The following is a 23,907-nucleotide window of genomic DNA, read 5'->3' on the forward strand; positions in this document are numbered from 1 at the left end:
CATATGCTATATATTCTTGTATTTAATTCTTTATGTATTCCTCTATTATTTTTTGATTTCTTCGCACTGCATCATCATAATATCCCATAAATTGATCTACTCTTAACTTTGGAGGCGTTCAGAATACAATAAAACAGTAGTTAGTTTCGTTTTTACACAAAAACTAACTACTGTACCAATTCTGTTTATTTGTCATATTTAACAAAAAACCTTTTTCCCTGTTTTTAAACTAAAAAAGCCACCTATATAGTACAAAAGTACTTTAGATGGCTTTTTAATGCTATAATAATATTAAATTTATTTTTTCTTTTTAAACATTATTCTCTTTTTCTTTTCTTTATAGTTACTCCTCCAACAGTTACTACTCCAATTCCTAAAAGTAGTACTAATGATGAAGAAACAGCTGCTCCTGTACTTGGTAGTTTACCACCTTTTCCACTATCTTCATTTGGCTTGTTACCTGAATTATTACTTCCATTGTTTCCTTGGTTATTGCTATTATCATTATTATTGTTATTACCTGAGTTACTTTCGTCCTCTTTTTTCTCTTCTAAGCTAGATACTGCTAATTCTAAATCTTTAACAGCTTTTTCTACAACTGGCTTAGTAACTTCCTCATCATTTAAAACTTCATTAGCTCTACTTAATGCTGTTTTTAAATTTTCAACTGTTTTATCAGTATATTTAGATAAATCCATTTCATTAACTTTATTTATTAAATCCTCAAGTTTAGACTTATCAGGTTTTAATCTTAAGTCAAGATATGATCCTAATAAAGCTTCATATGCTTCATCTACTTCACCCTGGGTAGCATTTTCTTTTTCATATATATCCCTAGTATGCGCTAAAACTTCTTCTACTTTTGCCCATGTAGATGGTATATATTCTTCCTTATTTAATGCTTCAACCTTTTCTATCATATTCTTAAGATTAAGTTTATTTGCAGGTTCTGGCTTAACTTCTAATTTGCTAATAGCATCAACTAATTTATCATGAGCCTCTTTAACTTCTTTAACTAAAGCATTTTCATCTGTTGATACCTTTTTAGCTTCCTCTAATGCATTTTGTAAGTTTGACCAAGTTTCTTCAGTATACTTATCTTTAACTAAAACTTCAGCTATTTCAATTTGTCTATTAAGCTCTGTCTTATCAACTTCGTCTTCTTCAATTTCTTTAAATTTTGCAATCAGATGAATATCACTTTCCACAATAAATTCATAATTTGCTTTTTCTGATACAATCTCTTCGCTACCTTCTTTCATCCAACCAACAAATTCATATCCTTCTTTAGCTGTTGCTGTTACTATAGCTTTTTCTCCTTCTTCATAAATTCCACTATCACTATTCAAAGAAACAGTTCCCATTTCTTCATTCTCTGAAGTTGCTGTAACTTGATATATTTTCTTTGTATTAATTATAAATTTTGCATCTGCCCAATTTACATGCGTATTATATCTAGCTTCTGGATTATCCTTATTTTCACTCCATTTTGCCTCAAGTTTTATTTTCTTTGCATTTTCAGGAATATCTAAGCTGATAAATTCACAATTATCGTCTCTCATCTTAACCGGACTTGTATAAATTAATTCATCATCAATGTATACTTTAAATATTGCTTCTCCCCCATGCTTAGATGCATTCTTATTAATTCCAATATAAGACTCAAACTTGTAATATTTTTTACCTTCGATGTTATAGATAATCTCAGAATTTGTATCGGCACCTAATCCTTTTTCAAATGTTCTTTCGCCCTCTTCTGTATTTAACACAAGTTTTCCATTATATGCAGCTTCATCCTTTTTAACACTTCCATAATCACTGTGTGCAGATTCCCACTCTAAATCACTTGCATATTCAAACTCCTTTTCTGGTTCTGGTTCTACTTCCCCTTCCTCATATGCGTATCCATATAATATCCACTCTGCCATACCAAGTGCTGCTTCTACTGGTGCTTTTCCATTCATAACAACTCTGATGGCCATAATATTCTCTTGTATTTCTTCAAAAGTTTCGGGCTCTTCATCATGCCATGTTTCTTCTAGGTCTGTCATAATCGGCATCCAATTTTCACCATCTTTAGATACCTCTATATCATAGGTAATTTTTGTACTATCTTTCTCCCAATATATCGCACTTCCAAGAAGAGTTTGAGGTTTTTTAAACTTCACTTCTAAAGTCTGTGGGAATGTATTAGGACTTGGACTCAACCATCCACTTCCTATTATTGTATCCCCATCTCTAACAAGTTCTGTTCCTCTTCCTTCTACCGAACCTTCTGATGCTATAATCTCTTCTATCACATCATCTTGAATCACTTCTCCTGGTTCAACTGGTTCAGCATCACGATCTGGCACAACTCTAAATTCATATAGTGAAGCCCATCCTTCCGTTGCACTTATTATATTCAAACGTACAAAACGTCCCTTTGTTTTTACCATCTGTGTTTCTTGACTTGTATTCACTTCAGTATTTCCCGTTTTATCAACTACGGTATCCCAATTAATTCTATCATTTGATACCTCAATTGAATATTTATAAACAGATGCTGGATTTTCCCATAACATTTGAAATCCCGCTATTGCATTTGCATTTTGAAGATCTATCTCAACCCACTGTGGAAATTTCGAATTTTCTGCACACCATCTTGTTCCTTCATTATCATCTACAACATTTTTTCCATAATTTCCATTTTGGGACTGTTCACTGGATACTGTAACTGGTTTGTCAACTGCAATATTCTCTAATACTTCATCCTCAAGTGAATCTTCCCCATTTTTCCATCCTTTACCTTCTACATTTGGAACAAAGGTGTCATTACATTCTCTAGTAGCAATGGTCTTAACACCATCTTCTATACCTTCTGATGTTGCAGTTATTGTAATATCTCCAGCAACATCTGTTGCTCTTACAAATGCAAATCCAATTCCTTTTTCTAATATCTGATCTTCTACCTTTATTCTCGGTATATTTTCGCCTACTAATGCCCCTTCCCCTGATACTTCAATATGCACCTTTCCATTAAAATCAGGCACTACTGTACCATTTTCATCAACTGCTTTCACATATACTGGAACTAGATCTGAACCATCTGCAACTGCCTCAATTCCTCTATCACGAATCTCCACTTCCAATTTCACAGTTTCTTCAGGAGTACTTACTTCATGACTTGTTACTACACTTCCATTAACAATTCCTTCTACCCTCAGTGTTCCTGCTTTGAATTCAGACAATGAAAATTCAAAAATAGGACTTCCACCTTTTTTCATAATATTAGGAATATTTTCCCCTGCTTCTTCTCTTGTAATTTCATCTACTAACTCATTATTCTGATATAACTTTACACTTTCACAGTTACTGTATACAGGAATCTTTAAAGAAGATTTTTCTGTATAATCAGAAGAAATATATATCATCGGACCATAAACCGGATTATCATGAGGCTGCATAGATTGAAACCAATAGAAACCATTCTTCTCATAACGGTCTATGTCTACAGTACCACTTCCCAATGTCTCTGTAGTAGATCCCCGTGTATAGTCATTCCAGCTCCAAAGGAAATATCCGCCGATTCGATCAGATGCATCTAAACCACCCCAGTCTGAATATCCATTTCCATTTAAATATCTTTGTCGTGTAAGAACCTGTGTATTCATTGCAGCTTCTCCATCTTTTCGAAGTGCCTTACTCGCTCCCTCAAAATCTCCCCATTCTCGTGTAAAGAACGGTTTATTCGGATCATAATCTACCCAATCAGCAGGATCGTCACTCCATTGTGTATCCTGTACTTTATAACCTACATCATAAAATGATCCATGATAACCATAATCTGCTGCTGTAAACAATTGATCTCCTGGATACTCTTCGTGCGCTGCTTTTGTCGCATCCTTTGCCCATTGTTCTGAATACGGTGTTTCATTTAAAGATGTCTCCCATAAAATTACAGATGGTCTATTTCTATCCCTTCGAATCATCTCTCTTGTATCTCTTAATGTACGTTGATAAAATATATCTGTATTAGTAAAATTCTGCCATCCTGGCTGACATTCAATTACAAGTAATCCAATTTCATCACAAGCGTCTAAAAAAGCTGGATCCTGTGGATAATGTGTAGCACGAACTGAATTAAAGCCATTTTCTTTCATAAGTAATGCATCTCTTCGCTGCATAGAATTCGGAGCTGCATCTCCTATATTTTGATAAGATTGGTGTCTGTTAGCACCTCTTAAATATACACGTTCACCATTTAGGTAAAATCCATCTGGTTTATAGGCAATTGTACGAATACCTATTTTATTCGTCACTTCATCTACCTTTACATCATCTTCATATACCTCTGTTACAAGTGAATATAGATAAGGATTATCAACATCCCAAAGCGTTGGATTATCTACTGTAAATTCCTGTTCAAAATGATACCCTTCTCCTGCCTCAATACTATTTTTTTTTGATTTCATTTCTACGACAGTATTGCCTTCTTTATCTTTTAAAACCTGATTTGTATAAACATTTTTAGATTCTAAGTTGTCATTTTTTACATGTGTTTTCATATTAACTTTTGCACTTTTATCGGATACATCTGAATATTTTACAAATACACCGCCTCCTGCAACTTCTTCAGCTGCAAGTGGATCTGTTATATATGTTTTTTCACTAACAGTTAGCATTACATCTCGGTAAATCCCACCATAATAGTGAAAATCCAATCTAGAATCAGGTTTTCCAGGAGGTGTATTCGGATTATCTACATTTGATACACGTACTGCTAATACATTGTCTTCTCCGAATTTAACTTTATCTGTGATATCTACATTAAAGCCAATGTATCCACCGTTTCTTGTATACACTTTCTCTCCATTCAAATAAATATCACTATCTGTCATAACCCCTTCAAACTGCAGTTGAAGTTTTTTACCTTCATAAGATTTATCTAACGTAAAATAACGTCTATACCAACCAATTTCTTTATAAACCCCGTTCGTAGTGTTATTATGTTTTTTCTCGAGACGCATTGTATGAGGAATTGTAACATTTACAAATTCACTATCGTCAAACTCCATACCTTCTGCTCCCTCAACATCTCCTCTGAAGAATCCCCAATCGTTATTGAAATTTAATATCTCTCTTGTTTTTTCTTCCTTTTTAGTTGCATCTTTCATTTTTGAATTCTCTGCAGCCAAAACCTCCAAACTATTCCACTGAAGAAACATTCCAGCTACCAGTGTAATACTGCTTACAAATGCAATGACCCTTTTTAAAAAATTCATTATAGTTATCTCCCTTCAAAAATATCACAATTTTCTCATAACTCATCAAAATTTAATTAAACTTCATCTTAATACATATAGAAAAAATAATCTCCGCTTACTCCCTAATATTCTCTAAAACATACTATTGAAATTTTAAAGAATTATTCTCCATCACTTTCTACTATAAGTTCTCATTAATTAAGATTTAAAAGTTTCTTATTTCTTCTATGGTATATCATCACATTTTATCCTAAAATTATAGCTAATCCATAACATATATAATTGAATATAAACCTATCATCATATTATCACCTGTGTTTGCAATTATTCGAATGTAAGGCTTTTCTTCTGAATTATTATTGCAACCCTTATATCTAGAGTTGTTATCCTTTTCATTATTCTCTCTGAAGTTAACACTCTAATTATCTTTTTTCTTCAATCCACCTAATGATATATTGATCGTATTCAATACTTAAAGCCTCTTTCAAACCTGAAAATTATGTCACATCTTCATATTCTGCTTCTAATATAATATTATCAGCCGACATAAGGAAAGTTAAATTTGGATAATTTCTACTGTTTCATACAGTTACATTCCACAAAGTTAGCCTTTCCTTCTGCCGGCTGACACTTAAATTTTTTCTATTTTTCACGTATTAGACATATCCTTACTTAATTAAATATTATTTTACTAAGTGGTAATAATGTTTCTACTATTTTATAATTACATCAAACATCTTAGCATAATGAATATCATCATTACATAAGGTTCTGAAAGGCTATTAACTGTACATATGTCAGATTAATCCTCACAGTATTAAAATTTAAACTAATATTCCTATTATTAATGATAAGATTAGTAAAGCAAATAACGCTACTAAAATCTTATCCATTGTTTTTACTGATACATTTAAATTTCCATAAAGTGTATCTCTCATAGATTTTTTGGGAACATCTTCTACTTTTTCTTTAATAGTTTCATTTTCCATGTTCATCATGTCCTTTATTTATTTTTTAGCTATATATTTTCTTACATCTAATGAAACAGCTACTATTATTATTAAACCTCTTATTATATATTGCCAGTAAGCATTAACTCCAATAAAGTTTAATCCATAATTTATAACCTGAAGTAAAACTGTACCTATTAAAACTCCTGGTATTGTTCCAATACCTCCAGTAAAGGATACTCCCCCAACAACACAGGCTGATATTGCATCTAGTTCATAGTTAAAACCTGTACTTGTTGTAGTAGATCCTGCTCTTGCTGCCTCTAAGAACCCAGCTAGTCCGTAAAGCACACCTGAAATTATAAATATAATCATTATATTTTTTACTAAGTTAACACCTGAAACTGCTGCTGCTTCTGGATTTCCTCCGATAGCAAACATATTTTTACCTAATTTAGTTTTATTCCATACAAACCACATAATAGCTGCAACAATTGCAAGATAAAAAACTAAATATGGTATTTCAATACTTCCTAATTTTAAAGAACCATTAACAAAGTTTGTGTATCTTTCATCTAAGTTAGCTACTGGTTGAGCTCCTAATGGCGGTCTATCTATATATAAACAGGATGCACCATACGCTATAAGTTGTGTACCTAATGTAATTATGAAAGCATGCACCTTAAGTTTTGCAACTCCAAATCCATTAATGGCTCCAAATATACCACCTATTATTATTGCTATAAACATTGGTACTATTAATGGTAATGCTTTTAAATTTGGATACATTCTAGCTGCATAAGTTGTTGATTGTAGCAATGATGCAGATATTATAGCTGTAAATCCTAATATACGCCCTGCAGAAAGGTCTGTACCTTGCAGTACTATTAATCCTGCAACTCCTAAGGCAAGTATTCCACGTGTTGATGCTTGGCTTAAAATATTAGTAAAATTCTTTAGTGAAAGGAAACCTGGTTCCTTTATAACAAAGAATACTATCATCATAAATAGTACTATATATAATGCATAATTTAGTAGGAAATTTTGTAAAGACTCTTTATTAAATTTAACTTTATTCATAAGTTACACCTCTATTCTAAATATATTTTGCAGCCATAGTCATAATATCTTCTTGTGATAGCTTGTCCGGTTCTCCAACACCAGCAACTTTTCCATTTGACATTACAAGTATTCTGTCGCAAATTCCCAATAATTCTGGCATTTCGGAGGATACAACTATAACCCCTTTGCCCTTATTAGCCAAATCTATAATAAGCTGATAAATTTCATATTTAGCTCCAACGTCTATTCCTCTTGTTGGCTCATCTAATAGAAGTATTTCTGGATTAGTTAAAAGCCATCTTCCTATTATTACTTTTTGTTGGTTCCCTCCTGATAAACTTCTAATAGCTGTCTTTTGACTTGGAGTTTTTACCTTCATACTATCTATTGTCCATTTAGTATCTTCTGTCATCTTTTTATTATCTAATATACCAAACTTGCTATATCCATCTATATTAGCAATTATTGTATTAAATTTTATATCAAGTTGTCCAAATATTCCTGTAGATCTACGCTCTTCTGTTAATAATGCAAACCCATTTTTTATTGCTCTTCTTGAATCTGTATTTTCTACCTTTTTACCATGTAATATTATCTCACCTTCACTGTGCCCAGCAATTCCAAATATAGTTTCTAAAAGCTCCGTTCTTTTTGATCCAACAAGTCCTGCAACCCCTAAAATTTCCCCTTTCTTAAGTTCAAAGGATACGTTTTGTACTGAAGGTTGATATGTACCTGTTAGATTTTTAACTTCTAATATTAATTCTCCTGGTTTATTTGTCTTTGGTGGAAATCTATTTGTTAAATCACGACCAACCATTAATTTAATAATTTTATCTGTAGTAAGATCCTTAGAAGGAATTGTATCTATCCATTTACCATCACGCATTATTGTAACATCATCAGAAATTTCTAGTATTTCCTCCATTTTATGAGAAATATATATAATACCGCAGCCCTTAGATTTTAATTTATTTATTATTCTAAATAGATGATTAACCTCTTCTGTAGTTAATGATGATGTCGGCTCATCTAAAACAAGAATTTTAGCATTATAAGAAACTGCTTTAGCAATTTCAACCATTTGTCTTTGAGAAACAGACAATTTTGCCATCTTAACTTTAGGATTAACCTCTATTTCTAGTTCATCTAATATTTTTTTAGTTTCTTCATACATTATTTTCTCGCTTACAATTCCAGCATTTCCTGGATATCTTCCAAGCCATATATTATCCATAACGTTTCTTTGTAAAACTTGATTTAATTCTTGGTGAACCATAGCAACTCCATTATCCATGGCTTGCTTTGGGTTAGAAAATTTGCTTTTTTCACCGTCTATTAAAATTTCTCCACCATCTTCAATATAAACCCCGAATAAACATTTCATTAAAGTAGATTTACCTGCTCCATTTTCACCCATCAAAGCATGTACAGTTCCTGGTCTTACTTTTAATTGAACTTTATCTAAGGCTTTAACCCCTGGAAATTCCTTGCATATATCTATCATTTCAAGAACGTATTTTGTATCTGCCATAACTTACTTCACCACTTTTCTATTATTTATTAAACTGCATAGTAACAAATACTATGCAGTTTTTTTAATTCTATATAATATATTATTTTTTAATATATTCTTGATATGGAATACGTACAGCAACACCTGTATCATCAAACTTATATGAAGTTCCTTCTATAGCACTCTTACCTGCTGCTAAATTCATTCCAGTTTCATATAAAGCTTTAGCCATTCCTTCTGCATCTTGAAGAACTGATCCTAACATAAAGCCTTTAGCTATTAAATCTTGAGCTGCTGCTGTAGCATCAACACCTAAAACAGGAATAGTCTTTGCAGCATCACCATTATTATATCCTTGAGCTTGTAATGCAGCTATAGCACCTTGAGCCATACCATCGTTGTTAGCTATTACAGCTTCAATCTTATTACTAAATTTTGAGAACCATGCTTCAGTAGCATTTTGAGCTAAAGCTTGGTCCCAGTTACAAACTTGTTTTGCTAACTCTTCAGTTTTTATTCCTTTATCATTTAAAGTAGAAACTGAATATTTAGTTCTTGCAACTGCTTCTGGATTATCTGGCTCACCTTGTAACATAACGTATTGTAATACTCCATCTCCATTTTTATCTATAGCTTTTGTATCTTTTTCCCATACCTTTGAAAGTATCTCTCCTTGCATAACTCCAGCTTCTTTTGCATTTGTTCCTACAAATATAGCCTTGTCATATGCTTTTATTGCATCTGCTGATGGCTCTCTATTGAATAGTACTACAGGCTTTTTAGCAGTTTTAATTTTATCTATTACTGTTGGTGCAGCGCCTGTATCAACTAAATTAACTAATAAAAGATCTACATCTTTTTGAAGTAATGTGTCTATACTATCATTTTGAGTAGCTTGGTCACCTTTTCCATCATAAAAAGTAAATTCAACTTTATCTGAATTTTCCTTTTGAATCTTTTCTAGGTTTTGACGAACTGTTGAAATATAAGTATCATCGAATTTGTATAAACATACTCCAACCTTAACTTTATCTCCCTTTGAAGTTCCACCACCTTCAGTAGTAGCCTTATTTCCTCCACATCCAACTAATGAAGCTGTAACCATAACGGTAGCCATTACCATTGTAAGTAATCTTTTAACTTTTTTCATATTAACCCTCCATCTTTTATAAAATACTTAATACCCATTTGATTTCGTTTACATTTATAATTATAATTTTCAAGTCCATTAATTTCCATACGAAAAACTTCACACTTCTATCGAAATTCTTAGATAATAAATTTATATAAATTCAATATATCTAATATATTCGCCTTATATAGTATGAATATTAATAATACATCTCCTTTCTACATATAATAATTTATATGTAGAAAGGAGATGTATTGTTTTATGAAAAATGTATCTAAATCGCTAATAACTGTAATTATAGTTATTCTTGTATTAGTTTTACCTATAATATTTAGCTACAATAAATTAGTATCTTTAGAGCAACTGGTAAATACCGCCCAGTCTAATATAGATACACAATTGCAAAGAAGATCTGACTTAATACCTAATTTGGTTAGTACAGTTAAAGGATATGCTTCTCAGGAAAAAGATATATTTACTGATATAGCTAATGCAAGAAGTAAATTATCTGGAGCATCAAATATATCAGAACAAGCAAATGCAGATACTCAATTATCTAATGCTCTTTCTAGATTATTAGTTATAGTTGAACAGTATCCAGATTTAAAGTCTAATGAAAACTTTAAGGACTTAAGTATTCAGTTGGAAGGAACTGAGAATAGAATTGCTGTTGCAAGACAAGATTATAATACAGCTGTAACTAATTATAATACTACGAGGAGAAGATTCCCTACTAATATAATTTCTTCAATATTTGGTTTTCAAGAAAAACCTCTTTATAAAGCAAGTGATAGTGCTAGTGAAGTGCCTTCAGTAGATTTTTCTAGATAGCTATGAATACATTGAATAAACTAAAAAAAATATCATTATCTTCTCTTTTAATAATATTTTGCTTTTCTTCAATTGCTTTAGCTAGTGTTAACTATCCTTCACCTACAAATTATAAATATGTAAATGATTATGTAGGTATATTAGGTTCTAAAGAAATAGAAACTATTATATCATTAGGAAAAGAGCTTGAAGATAAAACTGGAGCTCAAGGGGTTGTAGTAATTATAGATTCTACAAATGATGTTCCTATTGAGGATTATGCCATAGACTTATTTCGTAATTGGGGAATAGGTCAAAAGTCTAAAGATAATGGCTTATTAATCTTAGTTGCGATAAATGATAGACATTGGAGAGTTGAAGTTGGAAGAGGCTTAGAAGGAGCTATACCAGATGCACTAAGTAATAGAGTTATGGAGTCTTTAGCAAAGGATGATTTTAAGAATGGAGACTATGGTTCTGGAATTATTAAAAGTTATAGTGCTTTTACTGATTTAATTGCAAAAGAATATGATGTTACTTTAGACAAATCACTAGATATAAAAATTCCAAATGGAGGAAATAAATCTTCTAATGATTTTTCAGGAGGTATTTTAATTGGAATTTTAATAGTTTTCTTTGCACTAGACATGTTTTTTAATGGTGCCAGAATCTCCTCCACCCTTCTAAAAATTATATTTTGGAGTAATATTGGAAGAAGAGGCGGCCCTGGCGGTTCTTCTGGCGGAGGTGGTGGCTTTGGCGGCTTTGGCGGTGGTTCTTCTGGTGGTGGTGGTTCCTCTGGAGGTTGGTAACAGAAAAGCTACCGATATTTTTATATATCAGTAGCTTTTTTTATTTCATATAATCTTTAGTTTCTATCTTTAATCCTTTTTTTCTTAATTTATTTTCTATAAATTCTTTAACTATTGAATATATTATTACAAATAATGGAACTCCTATTATCATCCCAACTACTCCCAATAATTTTCCTGCTACTAATATAGAGAATAATATCCAGAATGCTGATATTCCTATTGTATCCCCTAAAATCTTTGGTCCTATTACATTTCCATCTAATTGTTGTATAAGGAATATTATCAATAAAAACCATAGTGCTTGAACTGGTGATACAAATAATATTATTATAAAGGATGGTATAGCACCTATAAATGGTCCAAAGAAAGGTATAATATTAGTTATTCCAACTATAACCGATATTAGAAGAGTATATGGCATTTTAAATATTGTTAATATTATAAATGTTAATACTCCTATAATCATTGAATCTATGATCTTTCCTACTAAAAATCTTCCAAAAGTATAGTTACTTTTATGTACTAGCTTTACTAATTCATTTGCATAGGATTCTGGAAATAATCCAAATGTAACCTTTTTACTTAATGCACAAAGATTATCTTTATCTATTAATAAATATACTGATATTACTATCCCTAAAATTACATTCCATATACTTGAAAGAATTCGAGCAACAAATCCTCCTAAAGCTGGTATTAAATTAGTTGCAAATCTTATTACATAGTTAACTAAGTTATTAAAGCTATCTATTAATATTTGCGAATTCTCTTCGTGTAAATCTAGCTCTATTATTACTTCATTAAAAAATTTTCTAGAATTTATTATGTAGGTAGGTATATCATTTACCAATCCTACTACACTATCGATAAGCTGTGGTAATAAAAACTTAATAAACATACCAATTATAAAAAATGCCGTTATATAAGAAAATAATATAGCCAAACCTCTTGTTGATTTTATTTTCAATTTTTTTATGTACTTTAATTGAAAAACTTTTTTTTCATAGAAGTCTAATAAAAAATTAACTATATATGCAATAGAAAAACCTATAATAAAAGGCTGCATAATTATTAATATAGAATCAAGCTTATCTGTAAAAATAGATACCTGTGATATGGCTAAATAAAATACTATAACTGAAATTGCAACTATAAATGAATAAATTGCTATTGTTGTGTACTTACTATTCCAATTTACTTTCATTTTCTTCCTCTCTTTACTATGTATTATTTATGATTTCCTATAGAGTAAAAAAGATCGTCCAAATAACAAATATTTTGACAATCTTATTTTTTAAATAAATAATAAAAGGCTTACTGCCATTACTATCATTCCTAAAATTAGTCCATATATAGATAGGTGATGCTCACCGTATTCCTTAGCTGCTGGTAATAATTCATCTAATGAGATAAATACCATTATACCTGCTACCATAGCAAATATTATTCCAAATGTTAAATCATTAAAATAATTTCTTAAAAATACATATCCTACAATTGCACCAATTGGTTCTGACATACCTGATAAAAAAGAATATATAAATGCTTTTTTCTTATCACCTGTCGCATAGTAAATTGGTACTGACACTGATATTCCTTCTGGAATATTGTGAATTGCGATTGCAACTGCTATTGGTATTGCGATTTTCATATCACCTAAAGCTGATACAAAAGTAGCTAATCCTTCTGGGAAATTATGAATCCCTATTGCTAATGCAGTAAATACTCCTGTTCTCAAAAGAGCATCTGTATTTTTTTCATCTTTACCTTCTGATGGTAGTGCTTTAACTTCATGGGGATTTTCTCCACTAGGCACAAACTTGTCTATTATTGCAATTAAAAACATACCTGCAAAAAATGAAATTACTGTTACGTAATTTCCACCCTTTTCCCCTAAAGCTAGCACTAATGAAGCTTTAGCTTTACTAAATATCTCTATCATTGATACATATATCATAACTCCAGCTGAGAAACCTAAACTTATGGATAAAAATTTCTTATTTGTGTTCTTTGCTAAGAAAGCAATTAAGCTACCTATACCTGTTGCAAGTCCAGCAAATAAAGTTATTAAAAAAGCTACTGCTACATTGCTCATATTTTTATCCTCCATATTTTGTTTTATATACTTATATTACACTAAATACTATATCCCTTCAATTATAATCGTGTTTATTATCTAAAACTTTTGACTTTCTATTGTTTTTTTCTTCAAGTATCTTTACAAATAAATAACAGAAACCCATATATACTATAGCTATTAATTCTAAATTTATAAAATAATTATACCCTTCTCCTATCCCTTCTAATATAGTTCCCTTTGCAGCTAGATTTGAATTAAAACTTACAAAAAAATAATTTGTTTCAAATATAAAATTGAAAAACCCCATAGATATACCTAAAATTTCTAATACTATAAATACTTCTATAACCTCTCTTTTATATAAATAATATTTATGTATTAAAAGGAAATATATAGGAATTATTATTGAAATATGAGATATCATAAATTGATAATATTTAAAATACATACTAGATAATGAAGTATCCATTGAGACTAAACTTCCTATCCCCCCCATTACTCCTAATATAATGACAAAATTAAATATTTTTTTATTCTTAGTAAATCCTAAAATAACACATAATATATTGCATATATAGCATAGATGTAAGGGTAAGTTATCTAATTTTATACCTATTATTGTCCATATTATTAAATAATATAGCATAAAAATAGCTAAAGATATAATGGTCAAAGAATACCTTATTAGCTTTTCAATTTTACTATTATTTCTTATTTTATTTTTATATATAATTAAACTTAGTAGTATTATTATCGTTATCATAATAGGTACAAATTGTTCGAAATTGTTCATAACATAGTCTTTACTTGCTCTTTGTAATATAAAAAATTCTTTCATAAATTTCTCACCTCTAATTTATGAATATGAACTAAATATTAAAATAATTCTAAAAATAGGCCAGTATAACAAAAGCTATACTGACCTATATCAAATATTTAGGCTATATTTCTTACTTTAGCATTCTCTCCAGCAAGAATTTCTATGACTATCTCTATTTTTATTTCTATCACAATCTTTATCTTTATCTTTTTCACTCATCTTTTTTATGCACTTTATTATATCTCTAATTGCATCTTCACGACCCTTTTTAAATCCAACTCTAAATCCTTTTTCAAAACCTTCTTTGCAGCCTTTTTTAAATCCTTTTTCAAATCCTTCTTTAAAGCCTTTTCTAAATCCTTCTCTAAATCCTTTTTCAAATCCTTCTTTACAGCCTTTTTTAAATCCTTTTTCAAATCCTTCTTCTTTACCTTTAATGAATCCACATTTGAATCCTTTTTTAAATCCTTCTCTAAATCCTTTTTCGAAGCATTCTCTGCAATTTCCTTTACTACACCTATTCTCATTATGCTCATGATCTTCGCATTTCTCATGATGTTCGCATTCCTCATGATGTTCATGCTTTTCACATCTTTCATGCTTCTTATGATGCTCGCATTTTTCATCATCTTCATCTTTATGATTATAGTCATAATAATTATCTTTTTCATAATAGTCATCATATTCATCGTATTTATTTTCTTTATCGTTATATTCTTCATAATTATTTTCTTCGTCAAAGTATTTTTCGTCATCATATTCCTGCATTTTCTTTATTAGTTCTTCTAAATTTTCATAATTCGCTTCCATCTTTTTTATCTCCTTGTTATATGATTTATAATACATAATATGACGATCTTCATTCTTTTGTTAATAATTTTTATAATATATATTAATATATTTATTCGTTTAATAATGAGTTCAATTCTCTAACTAATTTCTTAGCTCTATCTGGAAGCTTTGAAATAGCTTTTTCTCTCTTCTTTTCATCTTCTATTTGAGCTATTCTCATTACTTCTTGTTGAACCCCAGGAATACCATTGAAGTCAGACACTATTTTATTAAATCTTTCTGCAAATAAAGGATCTTGCATTCTTCCTTGAATCTTCCTTATTAAGTCATAAGCATTCATTATTTATTACTCCTACAATTATTGTTTTAATTTATGTTATTCATAAATAATTTTATTTGTTACCTTTGTTTATATAAAAAAGTGGACATGTGTAAATATACTTTTTCACATTGAATTGTAAAAGTCTTATATAATCACATTTCCGAAGCTTTAAACTTTTATACTTTCCTAAATATTAAAAAATAAGCCAATGTATTACTAGAATACACTGACTTATTTTTTATACTAAAACTTTAATTTTGAAGCTTGCTTAAACATATTTATCTCACTTTGAGATTCTACCTCACTTAAGCTTTCATTCCAATCTTTATCAAATTTTATCTTATATATTTCAATATGTGATCTGTCTTTAACTGGAGCCATTGCCACATACTCGTTACCACATATTAACCTTTGCTCTAATATTGCATAATCTATCTTTTTCCCATTCTCATCGTTAAAAGACATTATTTTTTCATTCATAATTAAATACACTCCTTTACTTTACTAAGTTTATTTTGCTTTAATAAAATAAATTTATGCACATTTAATTGAATTTTAAATATATAACTTTAATGCATCTGAACTAAATATTTTTGCGTAATATTACTCTCATTTATAGTATTTTTTATAATACTAAGAAGTATTATACATTAAAAGAACACTATTTATTCCTTAATTTCACTTCTATCTCTACTTTTGTCTTTATTATTTATAATTAAATGAACCTTATCTATTCTTCTCTCATCCAATTTTAATAATTTCAATGCTATATCGCCTTCCATTACTTCACAATTTTTAGTTGTAGTTGGAATCTCTCCAAGTTTTTCGATAAAGAATCCACCTATTGTATCAGCAACTTCTGACTCTAATGATATATCTAAATAATTATTAATATCTGATAAAGTCATTAGACCACTAACAATATAATTTTCATCATCTATTTTTTCAACATCTAGATTATCATCATACTCATCTAGTATTTCTCCCATTACTTCTTCTATGATGTCTTCCATTGTTACTATACCTGAAAATCCACCATACTCATCTATTAAAATAGCTATATAGGCCTTTTTATCTTTTAACTCTTTAAATACGTCATCTATGCTCTTTGTTTCAATAAAGAAACATGGCTCTTTTATTAGATCTCTTATTTTTACATTATCTATACCTTTTTCAACGATACTTGCAAATAAATCCTTCATGTGCAATATACCTATAATATTATCTATTTCTTCTTCATATACAGGTATTCTTGAGAAGTTTTCATCTAAGATAATTTTAATACAATCTCTAATATCATCATCTACATCTAATAAAAACGTTTCTGTTCTTGGTGTCATTATTTTTTTAGCTGTAGTATCATCAAATTCGATTATTCCATCTATCATTTCTCTTTCAACTTGATTTATAGCACCATTTTCTTCGCCAATTTCTATTAAGCTTCTAATCTCTTCTCTAGATATTCGTTCTTCAATTCCCTCTGTTTTAAATCCAAAAATCTTAAGAATAAGGTTAGTTGAAAATGATAAAAACCATATAAATGGTTTAGTTATTTTTGATATTAAAATTATTGTTTTTATAGAAAACATTGCAACCTTTTCTGAATTTTGAAGTGCTATTCTCTTAGGTACTAATTCCCCAAGAACTAGTGTTATATATGAAATAACTACTGTTGTTATAACTAATGCAATACTTTCACTATAAGGAATATTAACTTCCTTTAATATGTTTGCAAATCCAACTGAAATTGATGTTGCAGCTGATGCAGATGCAAAGAAACCTGCAAATGTTATTCCAACCTGTATTGTAGATAAGAAATTATTCGGCTCTTTTAGTATGTTTCTTAATAATCCTGCCTTCTTATTTCCTTCCTCTGCTAATATGTTTATTTTGGTTTTATTTAATGATACTATTGCCATTTCTGCTGATGCAAAAAATGCATTAATAATTACTAATATCAAAATTAAAATAAAACTACTCCCGGGACTTCCTTCCATTTATTCATTCTCCTTAAATTTAAAATATAGTGAGATAATTCTATCATATAAAAGCTTGTTCTTTCAAATACGTATTTTTAACACTACAGATTAAATAGTCTTAATTTTTTAAATTATTATAAAATACTTATATATATTAATCTATATCTTATAAAACTAATGATTATTACATATGTCTATAATAAAAGGTTAGGAAATCAAAAGTTTCCTAACCTTTTATTAGCTTTCTTCTCCAAAAGCTTCCTTTAGTGTATGCCAAGCAAGTACTGCACATTTTACTCTAGCTGGCATATTTGATATATTTTTAAGAACTATAGCATCTTCTAAAGCTTCAAGCTCATCTTCATCATTTATTTCTCTTTTTATCATTCCAATAAATGTCTCTACAATGCTCAATGCTTCTTCCTTATTTTTTCCTTTTATTAAATCTATCATCATTGATGTTGATGCTTGAGATATTGCACATCCTTGACCAGTAAATGCTAAATCTTCTATAATATCTCCATTTAATTTTAGCTCTAAAGTTATTTCATCACCGCAACTTGGATTATGGCCTTTTTCACATAGGTCTGGATTCTCTAGCTTTCTTCTATTATGTCTTGAAGTGCTATGTTCCATTATAAGTTCTGTATATATAGCATTTAAATCCATTAATATTACCTCCATTTTGCAAACATATCATATGCTTGCTTTACTGCTTCTATTAATCTATCAACATCTTCTTTTGTATTATAAAAGTATATACTTGCTCTAGATGTTGCATTTATTCCCATATATCTCATCAGAGGTTGTGCACAGTGATTACCAGCCCTTATACAAACACCAAAAGTATCAAATATTGATGCTACATCATGAGGATGAACTCCTTCTATTTCAAAGGATAAAACTCCACCTCTTTTTTCAACTTCTCTTGGTCCATAAACTTTTACATATGGTAGCTTATTCATTTCTTCTAAAGCATAAGACATTAATTCTTTTTCTATTTTTTCTATATTTTCCATACCTATATTATTTAAGTAATCTATTGCTTTTGATAATCCTACTGCACCTTCAACATTTTGAGTTCCTGCTTCAAATTTATATGGTAATACATTAAATGTAGTTTCTTGTTCATATACATACTCTACCATATCTCCACCAAACATTAAAGGTGGCATTTTTTCTAGTAATTCTTTTTTACCATATAATACTCCTATACCCATAGGAGCTAATAACTTATGTCCTGCAATCACTAAAAAGTCTGCATTTATATCTCTTACGTCTACTTTCATATGTGGAACACTTTGCGCTCCATCAACTATAACTACAGCTCCTTTTGAATGTGCATATTCTGCGATTTCTTTTACTGGATTAATTGTACCTAAAGCATTAGATACATGTGTTATACTTACTAATTTAGTTTTATCAGTAATTTTGCTTTTTACTTCCTCTTCTGTAAGTTCACCATTTTCATCAGTGTACATATATTTTAGAATTGCGCCTTTAGCCTTTGCTACTTGTTGCCATGGAATCAAATTAGAGTGATGTTCTGCAATTGAAATTACTATCTCATCACCTTCATTTATAAAGTTCATTCCATATGACATTGCTAAAAGATTGAATGCTTCTGTAGCATTTTTAGTAAAGATTATTTCTTCTCTATATTTTGAGTTTATAAATTTCTTAACCTTTTCCCTTGCTTCATCATAAGCTTCTGTAGCAGCAACACTTAAATCATATGCTCCTCTATGTGGATTCGCATTAAATTTTTCGTAATATTCCTTTATAGTCTCTATTACTTCCTTTGGCTTTTGTGTAGTTGCAGCACTATCTAAATAAACTATTCTTTTTCCATTTTTCTCTATATTTAGAGTAGGAAAATCCTTAAAAAAATCTTTATTATTCATTATCTAAACATTCCTTTATAGAAGCAAGAATTTCTTCTCTTGTTTTTTTATTTTCTATTTTATCTATTATAGGGTTAAATGCTCCTTCTATAATAACTCTTCTAGCATCATTATAGCTAAATCCCCTACTCATTAAGTAGAATAGTTTTCCTTCATCTATTTTACCTGAAGCTGCTGCGTGTTCTCCAGATACATCATCTTCTTCACAAAGTAGTAATGGAAGTGCTTTTCCCTTTACCTTTGGAGATAATATCATGCAATATTCATCTTCAACTCCAACACTTCTTGAAGCTCCTCTTTTAAAATCAAGAGTTCCTCTGAATATTTTATTTGCTTCTCCTTTTAATGCTCCCTTAGTTGTTATTTCTGATTTACTTCTTCTTCCTTTATGAGTCATAACATAATTCATATCTATAGTCTTCTTATCTCTGCCTAGATAAATTGAGCTAAGTGATGACTCTGAATTATCCTCAAGTAAATCACCATGATAGTTTGTAATACTGTTTCTTCCACCTAAATCTATTGAAACAAAATCAACTTTACCATTGTATCCAACGTCCGAAAGATTTGAATCTAAATTCATAGTATTGTTATTTAATAAATTAACTTTAACAACCTGAATATTGCTATTATTCTTGCTAAAAATCTTACATACTCCGTTATGGTATCCTTCACTATCATCTAAAGAATTGTATTTTACTATTATTTTTGCAGATGATTCTTCTTCTGCAACTAGTAATATGTTATCAACTAATGTATTGTTATCTTTATCCATATTAAATTCTATTACTATTGGCTCTTCTATTTTTGCCTTTTTATCTATATTTATTATATAGCCTTGGTTAAATTCCATTTCACCTTGGCTTACTATTTCATCTGAAACTCCATAGATAAACTTTTTATTTAATGGAAATACATTTTCCTTATTCAGCTTTTCTATTGTTACTCCTTCTAAATATTCACCAGTTATTTTAACATTATTAAAGTTTCCTATTTCAGGAGCTTTATAATCTCTTAATGTTACATCATTAACATTTAACCAGCTTTTTGTTCTTACAGGAGTCTTATTTAAGTTATTAAATTTTAAATCATTAACCATTATCCAATGCTCCCTTCTAATTCAAGCTTAATCAAATTATTCATTTCTACCGCATACTCAAGTGGTAGTTCTTTTGATATAGGTTCAACAAATCCTCTTACTATCATTGACTTAGCTTCTTCTTCACTTATTCCTCTGCTCATTAAGTAGAAAATAGCTTCATCACTTATTTTACCTATTTTAGCTTCGTGTCCTATTTCAACATCATCATTCATTAAGTCTATAACTGGTATCGTATCTGATTTAGATAAATTATCTAACATTAATGATTCACAGGATACTACTGACTTTGAGTTGTATGCATTAGCATTTACCTTAACTACACCTCTATAAGTAGCTTCTCCACCATTTTTAGAAATAGATTTTGAGTTTATTGTTGAAGAAGTATTTGGTGCTGCATGAATTATCTTAGCTCCAGTGTCTAAGTTTTGTCCTTTACCAGCAAAAGATACTCCTGTAAACTCGGCTCTTGCTCCTTCACCTCTTAAAATACTCATAGGATAAAGCATTGATATCTTTGATCCAAATGATCCTGATACCCATTCTATTCTTCCATTCTTTTCAACTATTGCTCTCTTTGTATTTAAATTAAGCATATTCTTTGACCAGTTTTCAATTGTACTATATCTAAGAGTAGCTCCTTCTTTTACAAATAACTCAACACATCCAGCATGAAGGTTAGTCATATTATATTTAGGTGCTGAGCATCCTTCTATGAAGTGAAGAGTAGCTCCTTCTTCAACTATTATTAAAGTATGTTCAAATTGTCCTGCACCTGGTGAATTTAATCTAAAATAAGATTGCAGTGGTATATCCACATTAACACCTTTTGGTACATATACAAATGATCCCCCTGACCATACTGCTCCATGAAGTGCAGCAAACTTATGGTCACTTGGCGCAACACATTTCATAAAGTATTCTTTAACTATATCTTCGTATTCTTTAACTGCAGTTTCCATATCTGTATAGATTACACCTTGCTTAACAAGATCTTCTCTTATACTGTGATAAACAACTTCTGAATCATATTGTGCTCCAACTCCAGCTAATGATTTTTTTTCTGCTTCTGGTATTCCTAAAAGATCAAATGTCTTTTTAATATCTTCTGGAACTTCTTCCCAGTTTTCGTTAAGCTTTGATTTTGGTCTAACATAAGTAACTATATTATTCATATCTAGTTCATCTAATGATGGTCCCCAAGTTGGAAGCTTAATTTTATTATATATATCAAGAGATTTTAATCTGAATTCTCTCATCCATTCTGGTTCATCTTTCTCTTTTGATATAGTTTCCACGATTTCTCTTGTTAAGCCTTTATCAGCTTTAAAGTCAAATCTGTCTTCATTTTTTACATCGTAGACACCTCTATCCATATCATCTACATATGTCTTTTTCTTTATTTCCAAAGTGCTCACCTCCACACTACATTGCTGCTTCTGCTTTAAAAGCTTCATATCCATTTTGTTCAATTTCTTTAGCTAATGTTGCATCTCCTGTTTTAACTATTTTTCCATTAACTAAAACATGAACGTAATCAGCCTTTAAATTTTCAAGTATCTTAGTATTATGTGTTATTATTAAAACTCCATTTTCTTCATTTGCAAACATCTTTATTCCTTGTGAAACTACTCTGATAGCATCAACATCTAGACCTGAATCAGTTTCATCTAGTATTGCAAGTTTAGGGCTTAACATAAGCATTTGTAATATTTCATTCTTTTTCTTTTCTCCACCTGAAAAACCTACATTTAAATATCTCTTTGCATATTCATTATCCATTTTTAATTCTTTCATATTATTCTTTAAGTCCTTATCAAACTTTAAGAATTTAATTAGTTGACCATCCTTAGCTATTTTAGCACTTCTTATAAAGTTTTCTACAGTTATACCTGGAACTTCTTCTGGATGTTGAAATGATAAAAATAAGCCTCTCTTTGCTCTTTCATCAGTTTTAAGTTCTGTTATATCTTCACCTTCAAATGTAACTTCACCTTCAACTTGTTTATATTTTGGGTGAGCCATTAATGTATTAGCTAAAGTTGATTTACCAGCACCATTTGGTCCCATAATAACATGAATTTCACCTTTTTTTATTTTTAAATTTAACCCCTTTAATATTTCCTTTCCTTCTACCGCTGTTTTTAACCCATCTATATTTAAAAAAACATCACTCATATTTACATCTCCTTAATTTTATTTTTAAGTTTATTTATATTTAAGTTTATTTAATTCTTATTAGTTCACTCTGAATTAATTATATCATACTAAACTGCTCAGATTTAATCAACTAATATTTTTTTTAATTTAACTTATAATATCTAATTATTAGTTAATAACTTTTATTATCTTAATTTTTCTACTTTTTATTTTATTTCTTTATAAAATAAAGGCTTATTCAAACGAATAAGCCTTACTTTTACATCATTCCTATTATCATACCAACTATATAAGGTACTAACCAAACTAACCAAACTGTAATACTAAATTTATGAAATGTAGCTTTTTTCTTTTCATCATTTTTATATAAAACCCATGTTGCCCATCCAGCATGAAATAACATTAATACTATAGCTAATGCTCCAGTAATACCATGTATTGTTTGAGAAATATTAGATGCCTCTTTTATTCCTTCTTGTGCTATTTTACTCATTGTTAATGTTCCTAATGTATCAAAAATTAGACCTAGCCAAAAAATTATGACATGCTTTTTTTCTAAGCTTTTTGCTTTCCTTTCTCCAAATACTCCTATTGTATAAAATACTAGAGCTAATGTTATTGTTACTATAGCCAAAATTAATTTTGAATCCATTTTCCATCCCTCCAACTTTAGTTTGCACACAAACTATTTAGTTCGTATGCAAACTATTATAATCTTTAAATAGAAATATGTCAATAAGATAAATTAGTTAAATACTAATATATCTTATTGAATATTTTTTATTTTATTTTTTATCCTTCTTAACTCCTCCATTACTCTTTGCCCTTCTTCATCAGTAAAACTATCAAACACCTTATCAAAGCTTTCGTTTATTTTACTTCTAAATTCTTTAGCAAATTCTAACCCTTTACTAGAAAATCTAACATAAGTATTTCTTTTATCTCCTTCATGTTTTATTTTCTCAACATATCCCATTAACTCTAACCTCTGTACAATTCCTGAGACTGTTCCTTTTGCTAAAGACATTTCTTCACAAAGTTGTGAAATTGTAACTTCCTTGTTATGTCCAATTATTTTTATAACCATTATCTGCTGATGGGTTAATCCACTATCTTTTAGGCTACTACTTATTATATTCATTGTATTTGCATATATCTCTTTTATTAACATGGCCATTTCAAAGGAATCAAATTTACTCTTCATATTCTCCTCCATATTA

At 29.7% G+C, this 23,907-nt stretch carries 21 protein-coding genes; 2 read left to right on the forward strand and 19 right to left on the reverse strand.

Annotation, left to right across the window (positions count from 1 at the left end; translation table 11 throughout):
- Nucleotides 1-317: 317 nt before the first annotated feature.
- The 5 genes from ACZJV1_RS15640 to ACZJV1_RS15660 all read right to left on the reverse strand — a co-directional run bounded on the left by ACZJV1_RS15640 (nucleotide 318) and on the right by ACZJV1_RS15660 (nucleotide 9,924).
- Nucleotides 318-5,264 carry a discoidin domain-containing protein gene (locus ACZJV1_RS15640; RefSeq protein WP_463650735.1) on the reverse strand — a complete coding sequence of 1,649 codons (4,947 nt, stop codon included), beginning with the start codon at nucleotides 5,262-5,264 and terminating at the stop codon, nucleotides 318-320.
- 806 nt (nucleotides 5,265-6,070) lie between these two features.
- The gene (locus ACZJV1_RS15645) at nucleotides 6,071-6,235 is read right to left on the reverse strand and encodes a hypothetical protein (RefSeq protein WP_463650736.1); all 165 of its coding nucleotides are present in this window, start codon (nucleotides 6,233-6,235) and stop codon (nucleotides 6,071-6,073) included.
- Nucleotides 6,236-6,253: 18 nt separating this feature from the next.
- The gene (mglC, locus tag ACZJV1_RS15650) at nucleotides 6,254-7,276 is read right to left on the reverse strand and encodes a galactose/methyl galactoside ABC transporter permease MglC (protein WP_411168802.1); all 1,023 of its coding nucleotides are present in this window, start codon (nucleotides 7,274-7,276) and stop codon (nucleotides 6,254-6,256) included.
- Nucleotides 7,277-7,292: 16 nt separating this feature from the next.
- On the reverse strand, nucleotides 7,293-8,792 hold the full coding sequence (gene mglA, locus ACZJV1_RS15655; protein WP_411168803.1) for a galactose/methyl galactoside ABC transporter ATP-binding protein MglA: 1,500 nt from the start codon (nucleotides 8,790-8,792) through the stop codon (nucleotides 7,293-7,295).
- A gap of 82 nt (nucleotides 8,793-8,874) precedes the next feature.
- On the reverse strand, nucleotides 8,875-9,924 hold the full coding sequence (locus ACZJV1_RS15660; protein WP_463650737.1) for a galactose ABC transporter substrate-binding protein: 1,050 nt from the start codon (nucleotides 9,922-9,924) through the stop codon (nucleotides 8,875-8,877).
- Between the two features lie 243 nt (nucleotides 9,925-10,167).
- Here ACZJV1_RS15660 and ACZJV1_RS15665 point away from each other — a divergent pair, with 243 nt between their 5' ends.
- Together ACZJV1_RS15665 and ACZJV1_RS15670 are read left to right on the forward strand one after the other, a co-directional pair.
- Nucleotides 10,168-10,737 (forward strand): LemA family protein, encoded by a 570-nt coding sequence (locus tag ACZJV1_RS15665; protein WP_460286679.1) that lies wholly within the window; start codon nucleotides 10,168-10,170, stop codon nucleotides 10,735-10,737.
- Between the two features lie 2 nt (nucleotides 10,738-10,739).
- Complete coding sequence (locus ACZJV1_RS15670; protein ID WP_463650738.1) at nucleotides 10,740-11,528, forward strand: TPM domain-containing protein; 789 nt, start codon at nucleotides 10,740-10,742, stop codon at nucleotides 11,526-11,528.
- Nucleotides 11,529-11,568: 40 nt separating this feature from the next.
- Here the strand turns inward: ACZJV1_RS15670 and ACZJV1_RS15675 are convergent, their stop codons facing one another.
- From ACZJV1_RS15675 to ACZJV1_RS15740, 14 genes are all read right to left on the reverse strand, one after another.
- Nucleotides 11,569-12,735 carry an AI-2E family transporter gene (locus ACZJV1_RS15675; RefSeq protein ID WP_463650739.1) on the reverse strand — a complete coding sequence of 389 codons (1,167 nt, stop codon included), beginning with the start codon at nucleotides 12,733-12,735 and terminating at the stop codon, nucleotides 11,569-11,571.
- A gap of 90 nt (nucleotides 12,736-12,825) precedes the next feature.
- Nucleotides 12,826-13,626 carry a zinc transporter ZupT gene (gene zupT, locus ACZJV1_RS15680; protein ID WP_463650740.1) on the reverse strand — a complete coding sequence of 267 codons (801 nt, stop codon included), beginning with the start codon at nucleotides 13,624-13,626 and terminating at the stop codon, nucleotides 12,826-12,828.
- Between the two features lie 58 nt (nucleotides 13,627-13,684).
- Nucleotides 13,685-14,449: a TMEM164 family acyltransferase gene (locus tag ACZJV1_RS15685; RefSeq protein ID WP_463650741.1), complete on the reverse strand. Its 765-nt coding sequence runs from the start codon at nucleotides 14,447-14,449 to the stop codon at nucleotides 13,685-13,687.
- Nucleotides 14,450-14,566: 117 nt separating this feature from the next.
- On the reverse strand, nucleotides 14,567-15,241 hold the full coding sequence (locus ACZJV1_RS15690) for a hypothetical protein (protein ID WP_460286675.1): 675 nt from the start codon (nucleotides 15,239-15,241) through the stop codon (nucleotides 14,567-14,569).
- A gap of 91 nt (nucleotides 15,242-15,332) precedes the next feature.
- Nucleotides 15,333-15,563 carry a hypothetical protein gene (locus tag ACZJV1_RS15695; RefSeq protein ID WP_460286674.1) on the reverse strand — a complete coding sequence of 77 codons (231 nt, stop codon included), beginning with the start codon at nucleotides 15,561-15,563 and terminating at the stop codon, nucleotides 15,333-15,335.
- A 225-nt stretch (nucleotides 15,564-15,788) separates the two neighbouring features.
- Nucleotides 15,789-16,025 (reverse strand): DUF1292 domain-containing protein, encoded by a 237-nt coding sequence (locus ACZJV1_RS15700; RefSeq protein ID WP_322545524.1) that lies wholly within the window; start codon nucleotides 16,023-16,025, stop codon nucleotides 15,789-15,791.
- A 185-nt stretch (nucleotides 16,026-16,210) separates the two neighbouring features.
- On the reverse strand, nucleotides 16,211-17,542 hold the full coding sequence (locus ACZJV1_RS15705) for a hemolysin family protein (protein ID WP_463650742.1): 1,332 nt from the start codon (nucleotides 17,540-17,542) through the stop codon (nucleotides 16,211-16,213).
- A 219-nt stretch (nucleotides 17,543-17,761) separates the two neighbouring features.
- Nucleotides 17,762-18,193 carry a Fe-S cluster assembly sulfur transfer protein SufU gene (sufU, locus tag ACZJV1_RS15710; RefSeq protein ID WP_411168813.1) on the reverse strand — a complete coding sequence of 144 codons (432 nt, stop codon included), beginning with the start codon at nucleotides 18,191-18,193 and terminating at the stop codon, nucleotides 17,762-17,764.
- Nucleotides 18,194-18,198: 5 nt separating this feature from the next.
- Entirely contained in the window at nucleotides 18,199-19,428 is a 1,230-nt protein-coding gene (locus ACZJV1_RS15715; protein WP_463650743.1) for a cysteine desulfurase, read from the reverse strand.
- Nucleotides 19,421-20,527 (reverse strand): Fe-S cluster assembly protein SufD, encoded by a 1,107-nt coding sequence (gene sufD / locus ACZJV1_RS15720; protein ID WP_463650744.1) that lies wholly within the window; start codon nucleotides 20,525-20,527, stop codon nucleotides 19,421-19,423. Before sufD ends, ACZJV1_RS15715 begins: the two co-directional genes overlap by 8 nt.
- Nucleotides 20,527-21,936, reverse strand: a complete 1,410-nt coding sequence (gene sufB / locus ACZJV1_RS15725) for a Fe-S cluster assembly protein SufB (RefSeq protein WP_463650745.1) — start codon at nucleotides 21,934-21,936, stop codon at nucleotides 20,527-20,529. The genes sufD and sufB overlap by 1 nt, the downstream gene beginning before the upstream one ends.
- A 16-nt stretch (nucleotides 21,937-21,952) precedes the next feature.
- Entirely contained in the window at nucleotides 21,953-22,705 is a 753-nt protein-coding gene (gene sufC, locus ACZJV1_RS15730; RefSeq protein ID WP_463650746.1) for a Fe-S cluster assembly ATPase SufC, read from the reverse strand.
- Nucleotides 22,706-22,946: 241 nt separating this feature from the next.
- The gene (locus ACZJV1_RS15735; RefSeq protein ID WP_463650747.1) at nucleotides 22,947-23,339 is read right to left on the reverse strand and encodes an HsmA family protein; all 393 of its coding nucleotides are present in this window, start codon (nucleotides 23,337-23,339) and stop codon (nucleotides 22,947-22,949) included.
- A gap of 114 nt (nucleotides 23,340-23,453) precedes the next feature.
- Nucleotides 23,454-23,891 (reverse strand): MarR family winged helix-turn-helix transcriptional regulator, encoded by a 438-nt coding sequence (locus ACZJV1_RS15740; RefSeq protein ID WP_411168819.1) that lies wholly within the window; start codon nucleotides 23,889-23,891, stop codon nucleotides 23,454-23,456.
- Nucleotides 23,892-23,907 lie beyond the last annotated feature (16 nt).

This window comes from Clostridium sp. LS3 (assembly GCF_055330225.1).